This window comes from Pseudomonas algeriensis (genome assembly GCF_048847255.1).
Taxonomy (GTDB): Bacteria; Pseudomonadota; Gammaproteobacteria; order Pseudomonadales; family Pseudomonadaceae; genus Aquipseudomonas.
The window spans coordinates 152,081-169,921 of sequence record NZ_JBKKRK010000004.1 but is presented as its reverse complement, the minus strand read 5'-3'; the positions used below and the strand labels follow the sequence as shown (position 1 = coordinate 169,921).

12 protein-coding genes are annotated in these 17,841 nt (G+C 62.3%); 2 read left to right on the top strand and 10 right to left on the bottom strand.

Annotated elements, in window-relative coordinates; all coding sequences use genetic code 11:
• Positions 1 to 115: 115 nt before the first annotated feature.
• The 7 genes from dbpA to betI form a co-directional block, all read right to left on the bottom strand.
• A complete protein-coding gene (gene dbpA, locus ACLK1G_RS08120) occupies positions 116 to 1,453 on the bottom strand; it encodes an ATP-dependent RNA helicase DbpA (RefSeq protein ID WP_420765169.1) in 1,338 nt (445 codons plus the stop codon).
• Positions 1,454 to 1,773: 320 nt separating this feature from the next.
• A complete protein-coding gene (mdtD, locus tag ACLK1G_RS08115) occupies positions 1,774 to 3,201 on the bottom strand; it encodes a multidrug transporter subunit MdtD (protein ID WP_420764967.1) in 1,428 nt (475 codons plus the stop codon).
• A 196-nt stretch (positions 3,202 to 3,397) separates the two neighbouring features.
• Positions 3,398 to 4,735, bottom strand: a complete 1,338-nt coding sequence (locus ACLK1G_RS08110) for a TldD/PmbA family protein (protein ID WP_420764966.1) — start codon at positions 4,733 to 4,735, stop codon at positions 3,398 to 3,400.
• Positions 4,735 to 6,177: a TldD/PmbA family protein gene (locus ACLK1G_RS08105; protein ID WP_420764965.1), complete on the bottom strand. Its 1,443-nt coding sequence runs from the start codon at positions 6,175 to 6,177 to the stop codon at positions 4,735 to 4,737. Before ACLK1G_RS08105 ends, ACLK1G_RS08110 begins: the two co-directional genes overlap by 1 nt.
• A gap of 255 nt (positions 6,178 to 6,432) precedes the next feature.
• Complete coding sequence (gene betA / locus ACLK1G_RS08100; protein WP_420764964.1) at positions 6,433 to 8,136, bottom strand: choline dehydrogenase; 1,704 nt, start codon at positions 8,134 to 8,136, stop codon at positions 6,433 to 6,435.
• A 220-nt stretch (positions 8,137 to 8,356) separates the two neighbouring features.
• A complete protein-coding gene (gene betB, locus ACLK1G_RS08095) occupies positions 8,357 to 9,829 on the bottom strand; it encodes a betaine-aldehyde dehydrogenase (protein ID WP_420764963.1) in 1,473 nt (490 codons plus the stop codon).
• 79 nt (positions 9,830 to 9,908) lie between these two features.
• A complete protein-coding gene (gene betI, locus ACLK1G_RS08090; RefSeq protein WP_420764962.1) occupies positions 9,909 to 10,529 on the bottom strand; it encodes a transcriptional regulator BetI in 621 nt (206 codons plus the stop codon).
• Positions 10,530 to 10,894: 365 nt separating this feature from the next.
• Between betI and ACLK1G_RS08085 the strand changes: the two genes are divergently transcribed.
• Complete coding sequence (locus tag ACLK1G_RS08085; RefSeq protein WP_420765168.1) at positions 10,895 to 12,424, top strand: BCCT family transporter; 1,530 nt, start codon at positions 10,895 to 10,897, stop codon at positions 12,422 to 12,424.
• A gap of 243 nt (positions 12,425 to 12,667) precedes the next feature.
• Here the strand turns inward: ACLK1G_RS08085 and choV are convergent, their stop codons facing one another.
• The 3 genes from choV to ACLK1G_RS08070 all read right to left on the bottom strand — a co-directional run bounded on the left by choV (position 12,668) and on the right by ACLK1G_RS08070 (position 15,702).
• Positions 12,668 to 13,846: a choline ABC transporter ATP-binding protein gene (gene choV, locus ACLK1G_RS08080; protein ID WP_420764961.1), complete on the bottom strand. Its 1,179-nt coding sequence runs from the start codon at positions 13,844 to 13,846 to the stop codon at positions 12,668 to 12,670.
• Positions 13,843 to 14,688, bottom strand: a complete 846-nt coding sequence (choW, locus tag ACLK1G_RS08075; protein WP_420764960.1) for a choline ABC transporter permease subunit — start codon at positions 14,686 to 14,688, stop codon at positions 13,843 to 13,845. Before choW ends, choV begins: the two co-directional genes overlap by 4 nt.
• 66 nt (positions 14,689 to 14,754) lie before the next feature.
• A complete protein-coding gene (locus ACLK1G_RS08070; RefSeq protein ID WP_420764959.1) occupies positions 14,755 to 15,702 on the bottom strand; it encodes a choline ABC transporter substrate-binding protein in 948 nt (315 codons plus the stop codon).
• 433 nt (positions 15,703 to 16,135) lie between these two features.
• Here ACLK1G_RS08070 and ACLK1G_RS08065 point away from each other — a divergent pair, with 433 nt between their 5' ends.
• Positions 16,136 to 17,512 (top strand): L-serine ammonia-lyase, encoded by a 1,377-nt coding sequence (locus ACLK1G_RS08065; RefSeq protein WP_420764958.1) that lies wholly within the window; start codon positions 16,136 to 16,138, stop codon positions 17,510 to 17,512.
• Positions 17,513 to 17,841: the final 329 nt, after the last annotated feature.

Genomic DNA, 17,841 nt, shown 5'->3' with positions numbered 1-17,841 from the left:
CCCAGTGTGGGAGCGAGCTTGCTCGCGATGGCGGACTGTCAGACAACATCACTGTTGAATGTACCGGCCTCATCGCGAGCAAGCTCGCTCCCACAGTTTGATCTCTGTCTATCGGTCAGAGGATCCGCACCCGCAACGACCGACCCTTGATCTTGCCATCGTTCAGGCGTTGCAGCGCCTGTTTGGCGATCCCGCGTTCCACGGCCACATAGGCCTGGAAATCGAAGATTGCGATCTTGCCGACCTGGGCCCCGGGGATGCCGGCCTCGCCGGTCAGGGCGCCTAGGATGTCACCGGGGCGGACTTTGTCCTTGCGCCCGGCGCCGATGCACAGGGTGCTCATGGCCGGCAGCAACGGGCCGCCTCCCTGAGGCTTGAGGTTGTCCAGTTGGTCCCAGTTCAACGGCGATTTCTGCAGTTGCTCGATGGCCTGGGCGCGATGGGCTTCGGAGGGCGCCACGAGGCTGATGGCGATGCCTTTCTCACCGGCGCGACCGGTGCGGCCGACGCGGTGGATGTGGATTTCCGAATCCCTTGCCAGTTCGACGTTGATCACCATGTCCAGGGCATCGATGTCCAGGCCGCGGGCCGCGACGTCGGTGGCCACCAGCACCGAGGTGCTGCGGTTGGCGAACATTGCCAGCACCTGGTCGCGGTCGCGCTGTTCCAGGTCGCCGTGCAGGCCGACGGCGGAGATGCCCTTGGCCGTCAGATGGTCGACGGTTTCCTGGACCTGCTGCTTGGTGAAGCAGAACGCCACGCAAGACGCCGGACGGAAATGCGCCAGGACCTTGACCACCGCGTCCATGCGCTCCTCGGGAGAAATCTCGTAGAACCGCTGTTCGATCTGCGCGTCGGAGTGCAGCGCTTCGGCCTTCACCTGCTGCGGGTCGCGCATGAATTTGGAAGCAAGTTGCTTGATGCCCACCGGGTAGGTCGCGGAGAACAACAGCGTCTGGCGGCGTTCCGGGGTCTGCTGGATGATGTCTTCGATGGCGTCGTAGAAGCCCATGTCGAGCATGCGGTCGGCTTCGTCGAGAATCAGTGTGTTGAGGCCATCGAGCACCAGCGAACCCTTGCGCAGGTGCTGTTGGATACGCCCTGGCGTGCCGACGATGATGTGGGCGCCGTGTTCGAGGGAGGCGATCTGCGGGCCGAAGGACACGCCGCCGCACAGAGTCAGGACCTTGATGTTATCTTCGGCGCGGGCCAGGCGGCGGATTTCCTTGGCGACCTGGTCGGCCAGCTCGCGGGTCGGGCACATCACCAGGGCCTGGCAGCCGAAATAGCGTGGGTTGATCGGGTTCAGCAGGCCGATGCCGAAGGCCGCGGTCTTGCCGCTGCCGGTCTTGGCCTGGGCGATCAGGTCCATGCCCTTGAGGATCACCGGCAAGCTTTGCGCCTGGATCGGCGTCATCTGGGCATAACCGAGTGATTCGAGGTTAGCCAGCATGGCGGCGGACAACGGCAAAGTATTAAAAGCGGTGGCGATGGTGGTCACGGGACGGGCCTGCAAAACAAAATGTCGCGCAGTGTAGCAGCCTCGTGCCACTTTCATCGAAAGATCTGGACGAGCTGTGGCGCAGTTCTGAAGTGGGCGAATTCCCCGTGGCGAGGGAGCTTGCTCGCGCTGGGGCGCGAAGCGGCCCCAAACCGGCCAACACGGTGCACCTGATAGTTCGCATCGCCTGGATTGCGACTGCTGCGCAGCCGAGCGGGAGCAAGCTCCCTCGCCACAAAAGCCCTGAAGCCTTAAAACCGTTCGAGTCCTATCTAGTGCTCGATATGCTCATCCGGACGCTTGACCCGTCGCCCATCCTGCTTCGACAGCTGGGAAAAGATCGTCGCCGCCAGCATCGCCATGATCCCCACCGTCACAAAAGTCAATTGAAAGGCGCCCAGCACCGTGTCCACTCCGTCGTTGCCGACCTGGGCGGTAAAGCCTCCCAGCAGGGCACCTGCACAAGCCACGCCCAGGCTCAGGGACAGTTGCGCCACCACCGACAGCAGGCTGTTGCCACTGCTGGCGCTAGCGTCGTCCAGGTCGATCAGGGTCACGGTGTTCATCGCGGTGAATTGCAGCGAGTTGATCGCTCCCAGCACTGCCAGGTGCGCCAGCAACAGCCAGTACGGTGTTTGCTCGCTGACCAAGCCCATGCTCGCCAGCATCACGCCGAGGGCAAGGGTATTGCCGGTCAGGACGATGCGATAGCCGAAGCGTTCGATCAGCGGGCGGGCCACAGACTTGGCGACCATCGCGGCGGCCGCCAGGGGCAGCATGCTCATCCCCGCCTGGGACGGTGAATAACCCAGGGCGACTTGCAACAGCAACGGCACCAGGAACGGCAGGGCACCGCTGCCCAGGCGCGCGAACAGGTTGCCGAGGATGCCCACCGCGAAGGTCCGGGTCTTGAACAGCGACGGTGGAAACAGCGCGTTCTCGACGTGCCCGGCGCGCACCCAGTAAGCCGCCAGGCAAGCCATTCCGCCAAACAGCAGCAGCATCACCCGCAGGTGCGGCAGGTGCAGTTCCCCCAGGCCCTCCATGGCGACGGTGATCAGCACCATCGCCGCGCCGAACAACAGAAAGCCCACGCCATCGAAGCGCGTGCGCTCAGTGCCGCGCAGGTCCGGGATGAATTTCCATACCGCGTAACAACCGACCACGCCCACCGGCAGATTGATGAGGAAAATCCAATGCCAGGTCATGTACTCCACCATCCAGCCGCCCATGGTCGGGCCGATCAGCGGGCCGAGCAGCCCGGGGATGGTGATGAAGCCCATGATTCGCACCAGCTCCGAGCGCGGGTAAGCCCGCAGTACCACCAGCCGGCCCACCGGTAACATCAGCGCACCGCCCAAGCCTTGGACGACCCGTGCGCCGATCAACATGCTCAACGAGTTAGACAAGGCGCACAGCAGCGAGCCGAAGCTGAACAGCAGGATCGCGCCGAAGAAAATCTTCTTGGTGCCGAAGCGGTCGGCGATCCAGCCCGAGGCCGGGATCAGCAAGGCCACGGTGAGCATGTAGGCAATGATCACGCCTTGCATGCGCAGCGGGTTTTCCGCCAGGTCGCTGGCCATGGCGGGCAGGGCGGTGTTGAGGATGGTGCCATCCAGGGACTGCATGAAGAAGGCAATCGCCACCACCCACGGAAGCCAGCGGGCGGTGACGGCGTCGAGGGGAGCGCGGTTGGGCATGGGACCTCTCGTGTGAAAAGTGAACAACGGCCTGCAGCGAAAGCGCTTTGTGGCGAGGGGATTTATCCCCGCTGGGCTGCGAAGCAGCCCCGATCTACCAGCCCAATGAAACAGGCGGAGCCTATTCAAGCTTCTTAGGGTCGCTTCGCAACCCAGCGGGGATAAATCCCCTCGCCACAAGTTCTGTGCTTGCTAACTACAGGGTCAAGGTCAACCGCTTGACCAACGCCCCCGGCAGCAACATCGAGGCCGTGGCCCGCTGGCTGTAGGTGCTGGCCGAAAGCAGAAGTTCCCGCTCCCGGGTCAGCGCTTCGAGTTGCGAGCCGAGCAAACTGTAGACGCTGTCGTCGAAGCGCATGGTGCTCACCGGCGCCTGGATCTGACCGTTCTCGACCCAGAACGTGGCGAAGCGGGTCATGCCGGTCAGACGCGCCGCCGGTTGGTCGGAGTAGTTCAGGTACCAGAGATTGCTGATGTACAGCCCGGTGCCGAGCTGCTCGAGGATGTACTTCTGTTCCAATTGCCCGCCCTGCATGTCCAGCGCCGTGGGGTATTCATAGCTGCTGGCGCCGTTGGCGGCGAGGCCGTATTCGGCGGCGCTGCGGGAGTTGACCAGTTGCGCGTTGGCCATGCCCTTGGCGATCAGCCCCAGGTCATCGCGGGGATAACCTTCGTCGGAAAATGCCGGGCTCAATGAGCCGCTGACCTGCTCCGTCAACCACACGTTGGGACTGAAGTGGGCTTCGCCGGCGTAGAATTTCTGCAACGGGCTTTGCTTGCTGGCGATCGCCCGGGCCGAGAATCCGCCCCAACTGAGCATGCCCATGATTTCTTCCAGCGCGGCCGGCGCCAGGTAGGCGCGGTATTCGCCCGGCGGCAGCGTACGTAGGGGCAGGCCGAGGAATTGCAGCTGCTGGCGTGCCTGCTCGAAACGTTGGGCGAATCCTTCGCTGCTCCAGGCGTGTCCCGCGTAGCTGGCCTTCACGGCCTGGCCGTTTTCATGGAACAAGCTGAAGTCGAAGTTGAAACTGTTGGCCTGATGCCAGCCGAACGCTCCCGAGGAACTGGCGAAGCCACGGCTGATGGGGCCTGCGGCGTAAAAGCCGACCAAGTCCAGGCCCTCGGCGGCACGGCTGATTTCAGCGACGGCTTGCTCGGTGTCCGGCAGGGGATGGTCCTGCACGTTGTTGGTCTGCCAATGGTTGTGGTTGAGCAGCAGGTAGGGATCGGCTGGCAGCAGCGGCAACGTCTCGCGCAACTGTTGCAACCCGTCGGCCAAGCGTTGCAGGTCGGTCGCGGTGTCGCCGGACAAGGTGATCTGCAGATCGGCATGACGGCCGTCCTTGATCAACTTGAAACTGACGTTGGCCTGTTGCACCTGGCCGGCCTGACGGACCTTGCCGTGGTTGAAGCGCACGAAGGCCGACGACTCGGCGGCGTAGCCGAGGGTGAATTGCTCAGGTTCGCGCAACGCGTCGCGCAACCAATCGACCAGTGTTTTGAACGCCCCAGCTTGATTATCGACGGTGCTCATCAGGCATCCCCCCCAAACACGTCCACGTTGCTGAACACACAGGCCGGCGACGCATGGCCAACGCGGATGACCTGGTTCGGTTCGCCCTTGCCGCAATTCGGTGTGCCAAGCACTTGGGAAGTGCTGGCGTCGCCCACGGCCCGCAGGCTCTTCCAGAACTGTGCGGAGATGCCCCGGTAGTTGGGGTTCTTCACCACGCCCTTGAGCTCACCGTTCTCGATCAACTGGCCCCATTCGCAGCCGAACTGGAATTTGTTGCGGGCGTCGTCAATGGACCAGGAGCGGTTGGTGCGCATCAGCACGCCATGCTCGATGCCTTGGATCAACTGCTCCAGGGATTGGTCGCCGGGCTCGATGTTCAGGTTTGCCATGCGGTCGATGGGCGGACGATTCCAACCGCAGGCGCGGCTGTTGGCAACACCGTCGAGGCCGGCGCGGAACTGCGACAGCGCGCCGCCCAATGGGCGCAGCAACAGGCCTTCGCGAATCAGGAACTGCTTGCTGGCGGCGGTGCCGTCGTCGTCATGGCTGTAACTGGCCAACTCCTCGGGAATGTCCGGATCGAAGGTCACGTTCAACAGGCTGGAGCCGTATTGCAGGTGGCCGAAATCACTGGTCTTGACGAAGCTGGTGCCGGCGTAATTGCGCTCGTCGCCGAGGATGCGGTCCAGTTCCAGCGGATGGCCGATGGACTCGTGGATCTGCAACATCATCTGGTCGGGCATCAGCAGCAGGTCGCGGGGACCTTGGGGGGTGTTGGGCGCCATGAGCAATTGCAGGGCTTGGTCGGCGATCCTTGGACCCGCGCCGATCAGGCCGCAACGGCTGATCACATCGAAACCGCCTTGCTGGCCGAAATTTTCCCGGCCCAGGGTGCGGGTCTGGCTGTCGTTGCCGTCGAAGGCGGTGACGTCCAGGGCCGGGTAGATGAAGCGTTGGGCCTGGCGCAGTTCAGCGCCGGCGCTGTTGAGGTAGATCTGCTCGACCTGGGTCAGGCCGATGCTGGCCTGCCAGTTCACCAGGCGTTCGTCGGCGGGCACCGCGGCCGATTCGTCGCCGAGCAATTGGTAGCAATCGCTCAGGGGCGGGAAGGCCTGGTCGAAATGCGGCGAGAAGTAGTCGGCGCGGTCGCTGGACACCGGTTGGTCGCGCAGGTCCAACAGGGCGTGGGGCTTGAGCTGGCGAGCGTATTGCTCGGCCCGCTCCAGCGCCGCTTGCAGGCCGGTCTGGGACAAATCATTGGTGGCGGCATACGCCTCGACACCGTTGACCCGCACGGTGAGCATCGCCCCTTCGTCGTGGCTCAGGCTCGGAGGTTCGGCGACGTTCTTGCGCACCGACAAGTGTTGGCCGGACTCGCGTACGTAACGCAGGGAAAAGAACTCAGCGCCCGTGCGCAAGGTAGCGAAACGCTGCTTGAGCTGGGGTTGGAAGTCGAACATGGAACCTCCTTGTCTGGAGTGGCGGTGCTGCGAGGTGCGGCGCATTGGCGCGGGCGGCTCTAGAGTAGGCCTGGGGCGGGGGAGGGATCAAGGCAGATGGGGATTTGCGGTGTCAGGTCGGACGTCATCGCGAGCAAGCTCGCTCCCACAGTGGATCTTTGGTAGTCACAAAATCTGTGTTCACCGCCAATCCCCTGTGGGAGCGAGCTTGCTCCGGGCGGCGATCCGACGAAGGCCGCGCCGCGGTCTGGAGTCTTACTGCGCGGCCGTCGCCACTTCACGCAACGGCTTGCCGCGCACCGGCGCGTCGCCGGCGACGTAGTAAGGTGCGGTGCTGCGCGGCAAAGGCTTACGGCCACGGATCTTGTCGGCGATTTTCTCGGCGATCATGATCGTCGGCGCGTTCAGGTTGCCGGTGGTGATGATCGGCATGATCGAGGCGTCGACCACGCGCAACCCTTCCATGCCGTGCACGCGGCCTTCGCCATCCACCACGGCCATATCATCGGTGCCCATCTTGCACGAGCAGGATGGGTGGAACGCGGTTTCGGCGTGCTCACGGATGAACTGGTCCAATTGCTCGTCCGTCTGCACCTCGATGCCCGGGCTGATTTCGCGACCACGGAACGGATCGAGCGCCGGCTGCTGCATGATCTCGCGGGTCAGGCGGATGCCGTCGCGAAATTCCTGCCAGTCCTGCTCGGTGGCCATGTAGTTGAACAGGATGCTCGGGTGCTGGCGCGGGTCCTTGGACTTGGCCTGGATCCGGCCACGGCTTGGCGAACGCATGGAGCCCATGTGCGCCTGGAAACCGTGCTCTTTCACGCCGTTGCTGCCGTTGTAGTTAATCGCCACCGGCAGGAAGTGGTACTGGATGTTCGGCCAATCGAACTCGGGGCGCGTACGAATGAAGCCGCCGGCCTCGAACTGGTTGCTGGCGCCGATACCGGTGCCGTTGAACAGCCACTCGGCACCGATCGCCGGCTGGTTGTACCAGAGCAGCGACGGGTACAGCGAGACCGGTTGAGTGCAGGCGTATTGCAGGTACAGCTCAAGGTGGTCCTGCAGGTTTTCACCGACGCCCGGCAGGTCGTGGACCACCGGGATGTCGAGGTTTTCCAGCAGCTTGGCAGGGCCGACGCCGGAGCGTTGCAGGATCTGCGGCGAGGCGATGGCGCCGGAGCACAGCAGCACTTCCTTGCGCGCCCGGGCCTCGACGCGTTCTTCGGCGGCGCCCACCAGGTAACGCACGCCGACCGCGCGTTTGCCTTCGAAGAGGATCTTGTCGGTCAGGGCGTGGGTGACGATGGTCAGCGTCGAGCGCTTCTTGGCGACGTCCAGGTAACCGCGCGCGGTACTGGCGCGACGGCCATTGGGCGTGACGGTACGGTCCATCGGGCCGAAACCTTCCTGCTGGAAGCCGTTGAGGTCCTCGGTACGCGGGTAACCGGCCTGAACGCCGGCTTCGACCATGGCGTGGAACAGCGGATTGTTGCCAGGCTTGGGCGTGGTCACACTGACCGGGCCGTCGCCGCCATGGTAATCGTTCGGGCCGATGTCTCGGGTTTCGGCTTTACGGAAATACGGTAGGCAATCGAGATAGGTCCAGTCTTCCAGGCCGGGCAGCTTGGCCCAGTTGTCGTAGTCCAGCGCATTACCGCGGATGTAGCACATGCCGTTGATCAGCGAAGAACCACCCAGGCCCTTGCCGCGACCGCATTCCATGCGACGGCCGTTCATGTGCGGCTCCGGATCGGTCTCGTAGGCCCAGTTGTAGCGGCGACCCTGGAGAGGAAATGCCAGGGCGGCGGGCATCTGGGTACGGAAGTCGAGGCGATAGTCCGGGCCGCCGGCTTCGAGCAGCAAGACGGTAACGCCTTCGTCTTCGGTCAGGCGGGTAGCCAGGGTGTTACCGGCCGAGCCGGCACCGATGATGATGTAATCGAATTCTTGGGACATGAAATGCACCCTATTTTGGAGTTGGGTTCAGGTCGCGGTCATCGAGTGCCACATTCTCTGTGGCGAGGGAGCTTGCTCCCGCTCGGCTGCGCAGCAGTCGCAAACAGGGCGACCGTGTTCTGTCTGGATGAACTTGGGAGCTGGGTCGGGGCCGCTTCGCGGCCCAGCGGGAGCAAGCTCCCTCGCCACAAGGGCCCCCGGTCTCAGGCTCGGTCTCAGATCAGAACACCGACGTGTAATCGCCCATTTCGACCTGCACCGACTTGATGCGCGTGTAGTTGGTCAGCGAGCTGATCCCATTCTCCCGGCCCACGCCCGATTGCTTGTAGCCACCGACCGGCATTTCCGCCGCCGATTCGCCCCAGGCGTTGATCCAGCAGATGCCCGCTTCGAGCTGGTGGATCACGCGGTGCGCGCGGTTCAGGTCGCGGGTCACGACACCGGCGGCCAGGCCGAAGTCGGTGTCGTTGGCGCGGCGGATCACTTCTTCTTCGGTTTCGTAGGTGAGGATGCTCATCACCGGGCCGAAGATTTCTTCACGCACGATGGTCATGTCATCGGTGCAATCGGTGAACACGGTCGGGGCCACGAACGCGCCCTTGGCCAGTTCGCCTTCCGTCAGGCGACCGCCGCCGCACAGCAGGCGCGCGCCTTCGGCCTTGCCTTTATCGATGTAGCCCAGCACGTTTTCCATGTGGGCGAAGCTCACCAGCGGGCCGAAGTTGGTGTTCTCGTCTTCCGGGTTGCCGATGCGGATGCGCGCCACGCGCTCGGCGATCTTGGCTTCGAAGGCAGCCTTCAGGTGGCTCGGCACGAACACCCGGGTGCCGTTGGTGCAGACTTGGCCGGAGCTGTAGAAGTTGGCCATCATCGCGGTGTCGGCGGCGCGGTCCAGGTCGGCGTCGTCGAAGATGATCAGCGGCGACTTGCCGCCCAGCTCCATGGTCACGTCCTTGAGCGAAGAGCTCGAGGCACTGGCCATGACCTTCTTGCCGGTGTCGGTGCCGCCGGTGAAGGAGATTTTCTCGATGCGCGGGTGCTCGGTCAGCCAGGTGCCGACTTCACGGCCGCTGCCGGTCAGCACGTTGAATACGCCCGCTGGAACGCCGGCTTCGGTGTAGATCTCGGCCAGTTTCAGGGTGGTCAGCGAGGTGACTTCGCTGGGCTTGAAGATCATCGCGTTGCCAGCGGCCAGGGCCGGGGCGGATTTCCACAGGGCGATCTGGATCGGATAGTTCCATGCGCCGATACCGGCGACGACGCCCAGGGGCTCGCGGCGGGTGTAGACGAACGACGTGGTGCGCAGCGGAACCTGTTCGCCTTCGATAGCGGGCACCAGGCCTGCGTAATATTCCAGCACGTCGGCGCCGGTGACGATGTCGACGTAGCGGGTTTCGGAATAGGCCTTGCCGGTGTCCAGGGTTTCCAGGGCCGCGAGCTCATCGTTGCGTTCGCGCAGGATGTCCACGGCGCGACGCAGGATGCGCGAGCGCTGCATGGCGGTCATCGCCGCCCAGACTTTCTGGCCTTTTTCGGCGCTGACCACGGCACGCTCGACGTCTTCTTTCGTTGCGCGCTGCACCAGGGCGAGTACTTCACCGTTCGCCGGGTTGATGGCTTCGAAAGTGGCGTCGCCGCTGGCATCGCTGTACGCGCCATCGATGTAGAGTTTTTGCAGTTCGAAACGGGCCATAAAGTCCTCGCAAGTGCATAAGTGGTTGGCTGACCACCGAGCGTGTCGTTTACAGCTGACTACGCGCTGCGGTGGGGGTTCAGGAGTCGAGCGGTTCTGTGTGCTCTGGCGCTCCTGCCTTGGCCAGTTGGAAATCCATGTATTCGTACGCGATCCGATGTGCCTGGGCGGTGTCGAACGCCTCTCCCGACAGCGCTCCGCGCAGCCACAAACCGTCAATCAGAGCGGCCAGGCCCCGGGCCGCGCTGCGTGCCTGGTCGACAGGCAACACGCGGCGGAACTGGCAACACAGGTTGGAATACAGACGGTGATCGTTGATCCGCTGCAACCTGTGCAATGACGGGTGATGCATGCTGGTGGCCCAGAAGGCCAGCCAGGTTTTCATTGCCGGGCCGTTGACCTGGCTGGCGTCGAAGTTGCCCTCGATGATCACCTTCAGGTGAGCTCGCGGGCTCGGGTCCGTCAGCGCTTGACGACGCGCGGTGACGTTCTCGCTCAGGACAGTCATCAGGTACTGGGCCGTAGCCGCGATCAGGCCATTCTTGTCCTGAAAGTAGTGACTGATGATGCCGTTCGAAACACCGGCCAAACGGGCGATCAGCGCAATGCTGGCGTCCCCCATCCCGACCTGATCGACAGCCTGCAAAGTGGCTTCGATCAATTGCTGGCGGCGGATGGGTTGCATACCGACCTTGGGCATCTGCAAATCTCCTTAGGCCATCGGGCGGACGAGTAAGGTCCGCCGTCATGAGGGCCAGTCTATTTTGTTTTGATTGAACGTTCAATCAACAAAGAATAAGCTCTGCGACAATTCGTCGCGATTTACCGGTTTTCCTACGGGGTAAATGGCGCAGAAACGAGACATCAAGAGCCCAGAGACCCGCGCAATCGCGGGGCAAGGGCTTTCCGGGTGTCTTTATAACACCCGCCGGTCGGCTGCCAACCCACCGATTGGCCGGGTATCGCGTTGCCTTGTCCTTCTCTCGCACTGCCTGGAGCATCCGTGCAATGAGTTCTGCCTTGCTAATAAAGACCCCGCCGCAGAAGGTGACGGTCAACGGTTGGGTGTTCTACACCTCCACCGCGCTGATTCTGTTGCTGACCGCCATTCTGATCATCGCCCCGCAGGAGGCCGGCCGTCTGCTCGGCATTGCCCAGGCGTGGTTGTCCCGCAGCTTCGGCTGGTACTACATGGTGGTCATCGCTGCCTATCTGGTGTTTGTGGTCGGCCTGGCATTTTCCTCCTATGGCAAGCTCAAGCTGGGCAGCAAGGACGATACGCCGGACTTCAGCTACGGCGCCTGGGCCGGGATGCTGTTTTCGTCGGGCATCGGCATTTCATTGCTGTACTTCGGCGCATCCGAGCCGCTGGACCATTTCTTCAACCCCCCTGAAGGCGTGGCCGGCAGCCAGATGGCCGCGCGCCAGGCCGTGCAATTGACGTTCTTGCACTGGGGCCTGCATGGTTGGGCGATCTATGCCCTGGTGGGCTTGGCCGTGGCGTATTTCGCCTATCGGCACAACCAGCCGCTGGCGCTGCGCTCGGCCCTGTATCCATTGGTGGGCGAGCGCTGGGTCAAGGGCGCGGCCGGCCATGCGGTGGACGGTTTCGGCATGTTCGTGACGCTGCTGGGGCTGGTGACCAACCTGGGGATCGGTTCGCTGCAAGTCGCGTCCGGTTTGGAAAACCTGTTTGGCATCGAGCACAGCAACACCAATTTGCTGATCGTGATCATCGTGATGAGCACCGTGGCGACCATCGCCGCCGTGTCCGGCGTGGAAAACGGCATCCGCCGGTTGTCCAACCTGAACATCGTATTGTTCAGCGGCTTGCTGATTTTCGTGCTGCTGTTCGGTCCGACCCTGCACCTGCTCAACGGTTTCGTGCAGAACATCGGCGACTACCTCAACGGCGTGGTGCTCAAGACATTCGACCTGTACGTCTATGCCGACGACACCGCGAAATCGGGCCGTTGGATGGGCTTGTGGACCCTGTTCTACTGGGCCTGGTGGATCTCCTGGGCGCCTTTTGTCGGCATGTTCATCGCGCGCATTTCCCGTGGCCGCACCGTGCGTGAGTTGGTGGCGGGCGTGTTGCTGATTCCCCTGGGCTTCACCCTGGCCTGGTTGTCGATCTTCGGTAACTCGGCCCTGGACCTGGTGATGAACCACGGCGCGGTCGAGCTGGGCAAGACGGCGTTGACGCAGCCGTCGATGTCGATCTATCAGCTGCTCGAATACTATCCGGCGTCGAAGGTCGTGATCGGCGTGTCGATCTTCGTCGGTTTCGTCCTGTTCCTGACCCCGGCTGACTCCGGCGCGGTGATGATGGCGAACCTTTCGTGCCAGGACGGCAACGTTGACGAAGACGCGCCGCATTGGCTGCGGATCTTCTGGTCGGTGGTGATCACGCTGGTGACCATCGGCCTGTTGTTCGCGGGCAACTTCGAGGCGATGCAAACCATGGTGGTGTTGGCTGGCCTGCCGTTCTCGGTGGTGCTGGTGTGCTTCATGTTCGGGCTGCACAAGGCCATGCGCGAGGATGTGCAGGCGGAGCAGCAGAAATTGGTGGAGTTGGGCCGGGTCTATAGCTGACCCGTTCGAGGGTTGAGAACACTGTTGTGGCGAGGGGATTTATCCCCGCTGGGCTGCGAAGCGGCCCCCAATAGATGCGACTCAATTTACCTGAAGACACGAGTCGTCTGGTTTCGGGAGTGCTGCGCACTCCAGCGGGGATAAATCCCCTCGCCACAAAAGTATTCCAATTCTGGTTCCTGCACACACACACACAAACAAAAACGCCGCGATCATCTCGCGGCGTTTTTGTGTGCATTGGCTTTAGCCCAGGTTCTTGCCGAGCAGGGCGTGATACAGCTCGCTGTCGCCGAGGATGCCGACGACTTGCTGATTATCGTGAAGCACCAGTTTGTTGCCGGTCTGGTAGCGGATCTGCAACGCGTCGCGCATGCCGATGCTGGAGTCGACCAAGGTCGGGAAACGCCCCAAGCCTTCGACGGACTGCCCTGGCGCCCAGTTCTGCAGGTCCAGGGCGGCGCCGTTCTGCCGGGCGCCCTTGATGGTGTTGCCTTCGGCCAGGTCAAGCCAGGAGTCGCCGCCCGGATCCAGGCACACCGAGCCGTTGATGCGCTTGCAGTTGTCCAGGGTGCGCATCAGGCTGCGGCCGCAGAGCACATTGAGCGGATTGGTATGGGCGACGAACGTGCGCACATAGTCGTCCGCCGGGTTCAACACGATCTGTTCCGGCTTGCTGTACTGGATGATGCGGCCGTCTTTCATGATCGCGATACGGCTGCCCAGCTTCAGGGCTTCGTCCAGGTCGTGGCTGACGAACACGATGGTCTTGCTCAGCTTGCGTTGCAGTTCCAGCAGTTCGTCCTGCAGGCCTTGGCGGATCAGCGGGTCGAGGGCCGAGAACGGTTCGTCCATCAAGAGGATGTCGGCGTCCATCGCCAGGGCGCGGGCCAGGCCGACCCGTTGCTGCATGCCGCCAGACAGCTCGTCGGGCTTCTTGTTGCGCCACTGCGTCAGGCCCACCAGCTCGAGTTTTTCATCCACCAGCTTCTTGCGTTCCTTCTCCGGCCGGCCCTGCATTTCCAGGCCGAAGCTGATGTTTTCGCGCACCGTCAGCCAAGGCATCAGGGCGAACTTCTGGAACACCATGGCGATGCGCTTGGTGCGCATCATCTTCAGTTCGGCGGGAGTGCAGGAGGCGATATCGATCTGCCGGCCTTCGTGCTCGACGAACAATTTGCCGCGACTCACGGTGTTCAAACCGTTGATGCAACGCAGCAAGCTGGATTTGCCGGAGCCGGAAAGGCCCATCAGCACGCAGATCTCGCCTTTTTCGATGTCGAGGCTGGCTTTTTCCACGCCGACGATCTGCCCGGTCTTCTTCAGGATTTCGTTGCGCGTCATGCCCTTGTCGAGCAATTTGAGGGCTTCGCGTGGATCTTTGGAGAAGATCACGTCGACCTCTTCGAAGCGGATTATGCTCATGCGTCACCCCCTACTTTGGCGTCGGGTTGTTTGCAGATTCGGTCGAGCATGATCGCCAGCAATACGATCGCCAGGCCGGCTTCGAAGCCCAGGGCGATATCAGCGGTGTTCAATGCGTTGACCACGGGTTTGCCCAGGCCGTCGGCACCGACCAGTGCCGCGATGACCACCATCGACAGCGACAACATGATGCATTGGGTGATTCCGGCGGCGATGCTCGGCATGGCGTGAGGCAGTTCGATGCGCGACAGGAGCTGGCGCCGGGAGCAGCCGAAGGCTTTACCGGCGTCCATCAGTTCGTCCGGAACGTCGCGGATGCCCAGGTAGGTCAGGCGGATGGGCGCGGCGATCGCGAATACCACCGTGGAGATCAGGCCCGGGACCACACCCAGACCGAACAGGGTCAGGGTAGGAATGAGGTAGACGAAGGTCGGTACGGTCTGCATCAGATCGAGCACCGGACGCATCATGGTGTAGAACATCGGCTTGTGCGCGGCAACAATGCCCAGCGGCACACCGATAAGCACGCAGACCAGGGTCGCGAACAGCACCTGGGCGAGGGTTTCCATGGTCTCTTGCCAGTAACCCAGGTTGAGGATCAACAAGAAGGACGCGATAACGAAAACGGTCAGGCCCCATTTGCGCTGGATGAAGTGCGCCAGTAGCGCGATGAGGCCGATAAGCACCAGGGGATTGAACCAGGTCAGCGCAAATGTCACGCCGTGAATCATCGTTTCCAGAAACATTGCGATTGCATCGAAGGTGTCGGCGCCGTTTTGCGTCAACCATTCGACAAAGCCCGCGATGTACTGGCCCAAGGGTATTTTCTGATCAATAAGCATGGTAGTGAACGTCCGCATGCAAGGAATAAACAGCCCGGGCGAGCGAACTCGCCCGGCATAAGCTTTTTACTGCGCGAGCTTGGCTTTCACGGCCTCCAGGCCAGGTTTACCGTCAACGGTGGTGACGCCGGCGAGCCAGGTATCGAGTACTTGTGGGTTTTTCTTCAACCAGGCCTTGGCGGCGGCTTCAGGCTTCATCTTGTCGTCCAGCACGTTGCCCATCAGCGTGCTTTCCATGTCCAGGGTAAAGACCAGGTTTTTCAGCAACTGGCCAACGTTGCTGCATTCCTGGGCATAGCCCTTGCGGGTGTTGGTGTAGATGGTCGCCTGGCCGAAGTTCGGGCCGAAGTATTCATCGCCACCGGTGAGGTATTTCATCTTGAAGCGGGTGTTCATCGGATGCGGTTCCCAGCCCAGGAACACCACGGCGGTGCTGCGACGCTGGGCCCGATCGACCTGGGAAAGCATGCCGGCTTCGCTTGACTCGACGACCTTGAAGCCGGCGTCCTTGAGGCCGAAGGCGTTCTTGTCGATCATGCTCTGGATCAAGCGGTTGCCGTCGTTGCCCGGTTCGATGCCGTAGATCTTGCCGTCCAGTTCCTTCTTGAACTTGGCGATGTCGGCAAAATCCTTGAGGCCTTTGTTGTACAGCTCTTCGGGGACCGCCAGGGTGTACTTGGCGTTTTCCAGGTTGGCGCGCACGGTTTCCACGGTGCCCGCTTCACGATAGGCCTTGATGTCGTTTTCCATGGTCGGCATCCAGTTGCCGAGGAACACGTCCATGTTCTTACCATCGGCCAGGGACTTGTAGGTCACCGGCACGGAGATCATCGTGGTCTTGGTCTTGTAGCCGAGGGCGTCGAGCACGACGCTGGTGGTGGCGGTGGTCACGGTGATGTCCGTCCAGCCGACATCGGAGAAGTTGACGGTACTGCATTGGGCGGGTTCTGCAGCGTTGGCCAGCATCGGAAGACTCAGCATGGCGGCCAACAACAACGGCGTGGAACCTTTCATGGGTGGACTCCTGGTGTTTTATCGGCAGTGTCCGGTCGGGACAACCGCGCTTTTTTGCTTTTTTTAAGTTGCGGTTGGCGGCGCGTGGGCACTCTTCGTGGCACGCGGCCTTGCAAACGAGCCGTAACCGATCATGTACCAGTGCAAATCCGACGCCTACAGGGCGCGTCGTATCCAGTACAGGGAGGGTCGCATCCAGTGTTGGTGACGTCGTTTACAGATTTTTTCGGCCCTCGGCTGGCTTCTGATACGTAAAAAACGTCGTAAAACCTGGGCGACAAAGACGCGGCGTTGGTGGGCATGATTGCGTCGGTGTCAGACGTCGAAAGCCCATTCAAAAGCCGGATGATGCGGCCATCCCGGCGTTGAGCGTAGCAGCTGCGCCACCGGACGCTCCCGCGCCCGGATGTGTCCGTTCTGGAGAGTCAAGGCAATGGCCATCAGCGTGTTCGACCTGTTCAAGATTGGTATCGGCCCGTCCAGTTCCCACACCGTGGGGCCCATGCGCGCAGCGGCGCTGTTTGTCGAAGCGTTGCGGGCCAAGTCGCTTTTAAATGACGTGCGGCGGGTCGAGGTGCAATTGTTTGGTTCGCTGTCGGCCACCGGCATCGGTCACAGCAGCGATACCGCCACGATCATGGGCTTGATGGGCGAATGGCCCGACTCGATCGATCCGTCGCAAATCGGTACGCGCATCGAGCTGCTGCGCGAGACCCAGACCCTGCTGCTCGATGGCCGCCTGCCGGTGCCTTTCGTCTGGTCCCGCGATATGCGCCTGCTCGACGAAAACCTGCCGTTCCACCCCAACGCGATGACGCTGGTGGCGGAGGGTGAAAACGGCGAACTGCACCGCGACACCTATTATTCGGTCGGTGGCGGCTTTGTGGTCGACCAGGCCCAGGCGTCCAGCGGCGTGATGGACCTGGACACCACCGAGTTGCCTTACGACTTTTCCAGCGCCGAGGAACTGCTCGGGCTGTGTCGCACGCATAACCTGCGAGTGGCTGAGCTGATGATGGCCAACGAGAAGGTCTGGCGTTCGGAAGAAGAGATTCGCAGCGGCCTGATGAGGCTCTGGCGAGCGATGCAGGACTGCGTCGAGCAGGGCCTCAAGCACGAAGGCATTCTGCCCGGTGGCTTGAATGTCCGTCGGCGCGCGGCCAAGTTGTACCGCAGCCTGCAAGAATTGAACAAACCGAACGTGATCGGCTCGACCCTGAGCGCCATGGAGTGGGTCAACCTGTTCGCCCTGGCGGTCAACGAAGAAAACGCCGCTGGCGGGCGCATGGTCACGGCGCCGACCAACGGCGCGGCGGGGATCATCCCGGCGGTGCTGCATTACTTCATGAAATTCAGTGAGGCCGTTACTGACGCCAACGTCGTGGATTATTTCCTCGGCGCGGCGGCGGTGGGCATCCTGTGCAAGAAGAACGCCTCGATCTCGGGCGCCGAAGTCGGCTGCCAGGGTGAAGTCGGCTCGGCCTGCGCCATGGCGGCGGCAGGCCTGGCGGAAATCCTCGGAGCCACGCCGGAGCAACTGTGCAACGCGGCGGAAATCGGCCTGGAGCACAACCTCGGCCTGACCTGCGATCCGGTGGGCGGCCTGGTCCAGGTGCCGTGTATCGAGCGCAACGCCATCGCCGCGGTGAAAGCAATCAATGCCGCGCAGATGGCCCTTCGGGGTGATGGTCAGCATTTCATCTCCCTGGATCGTGTGATCCGCACCATGCGCGATACCGGCGCCGACATGCACGACAAATATAAAGAGACTTCACGGGGCGGGCTGGCGGTAAGCGCGGTGGAATGCTGATTCAGCACTGCAAGATAATCCCGTGGCGAGGGAGCAGGCTCCCTCGCCACGGGTGTTGAAAAATCGCTCGTAAAACGCACACCGCAGGAAAAACACGCCACGTTTTGGCGCGTCGCAAACAGATAAGGCGTGACTTGGCGGTCACGCCTTTGTACGCCGCCCTACCGTCCGTCCCCGCGCTTGCGGTGACAACCATCGCGCAAACGGCGCGGCCCAGTGACCACAAGTGCTACCGATCTGCTCACAGCCCGCCCTGGCGTTCGCCCGCAGCCCATGATGGCACTTGGAACCCGGCCTCGACAGGGCCCTTATATAGACACGCCGGCATG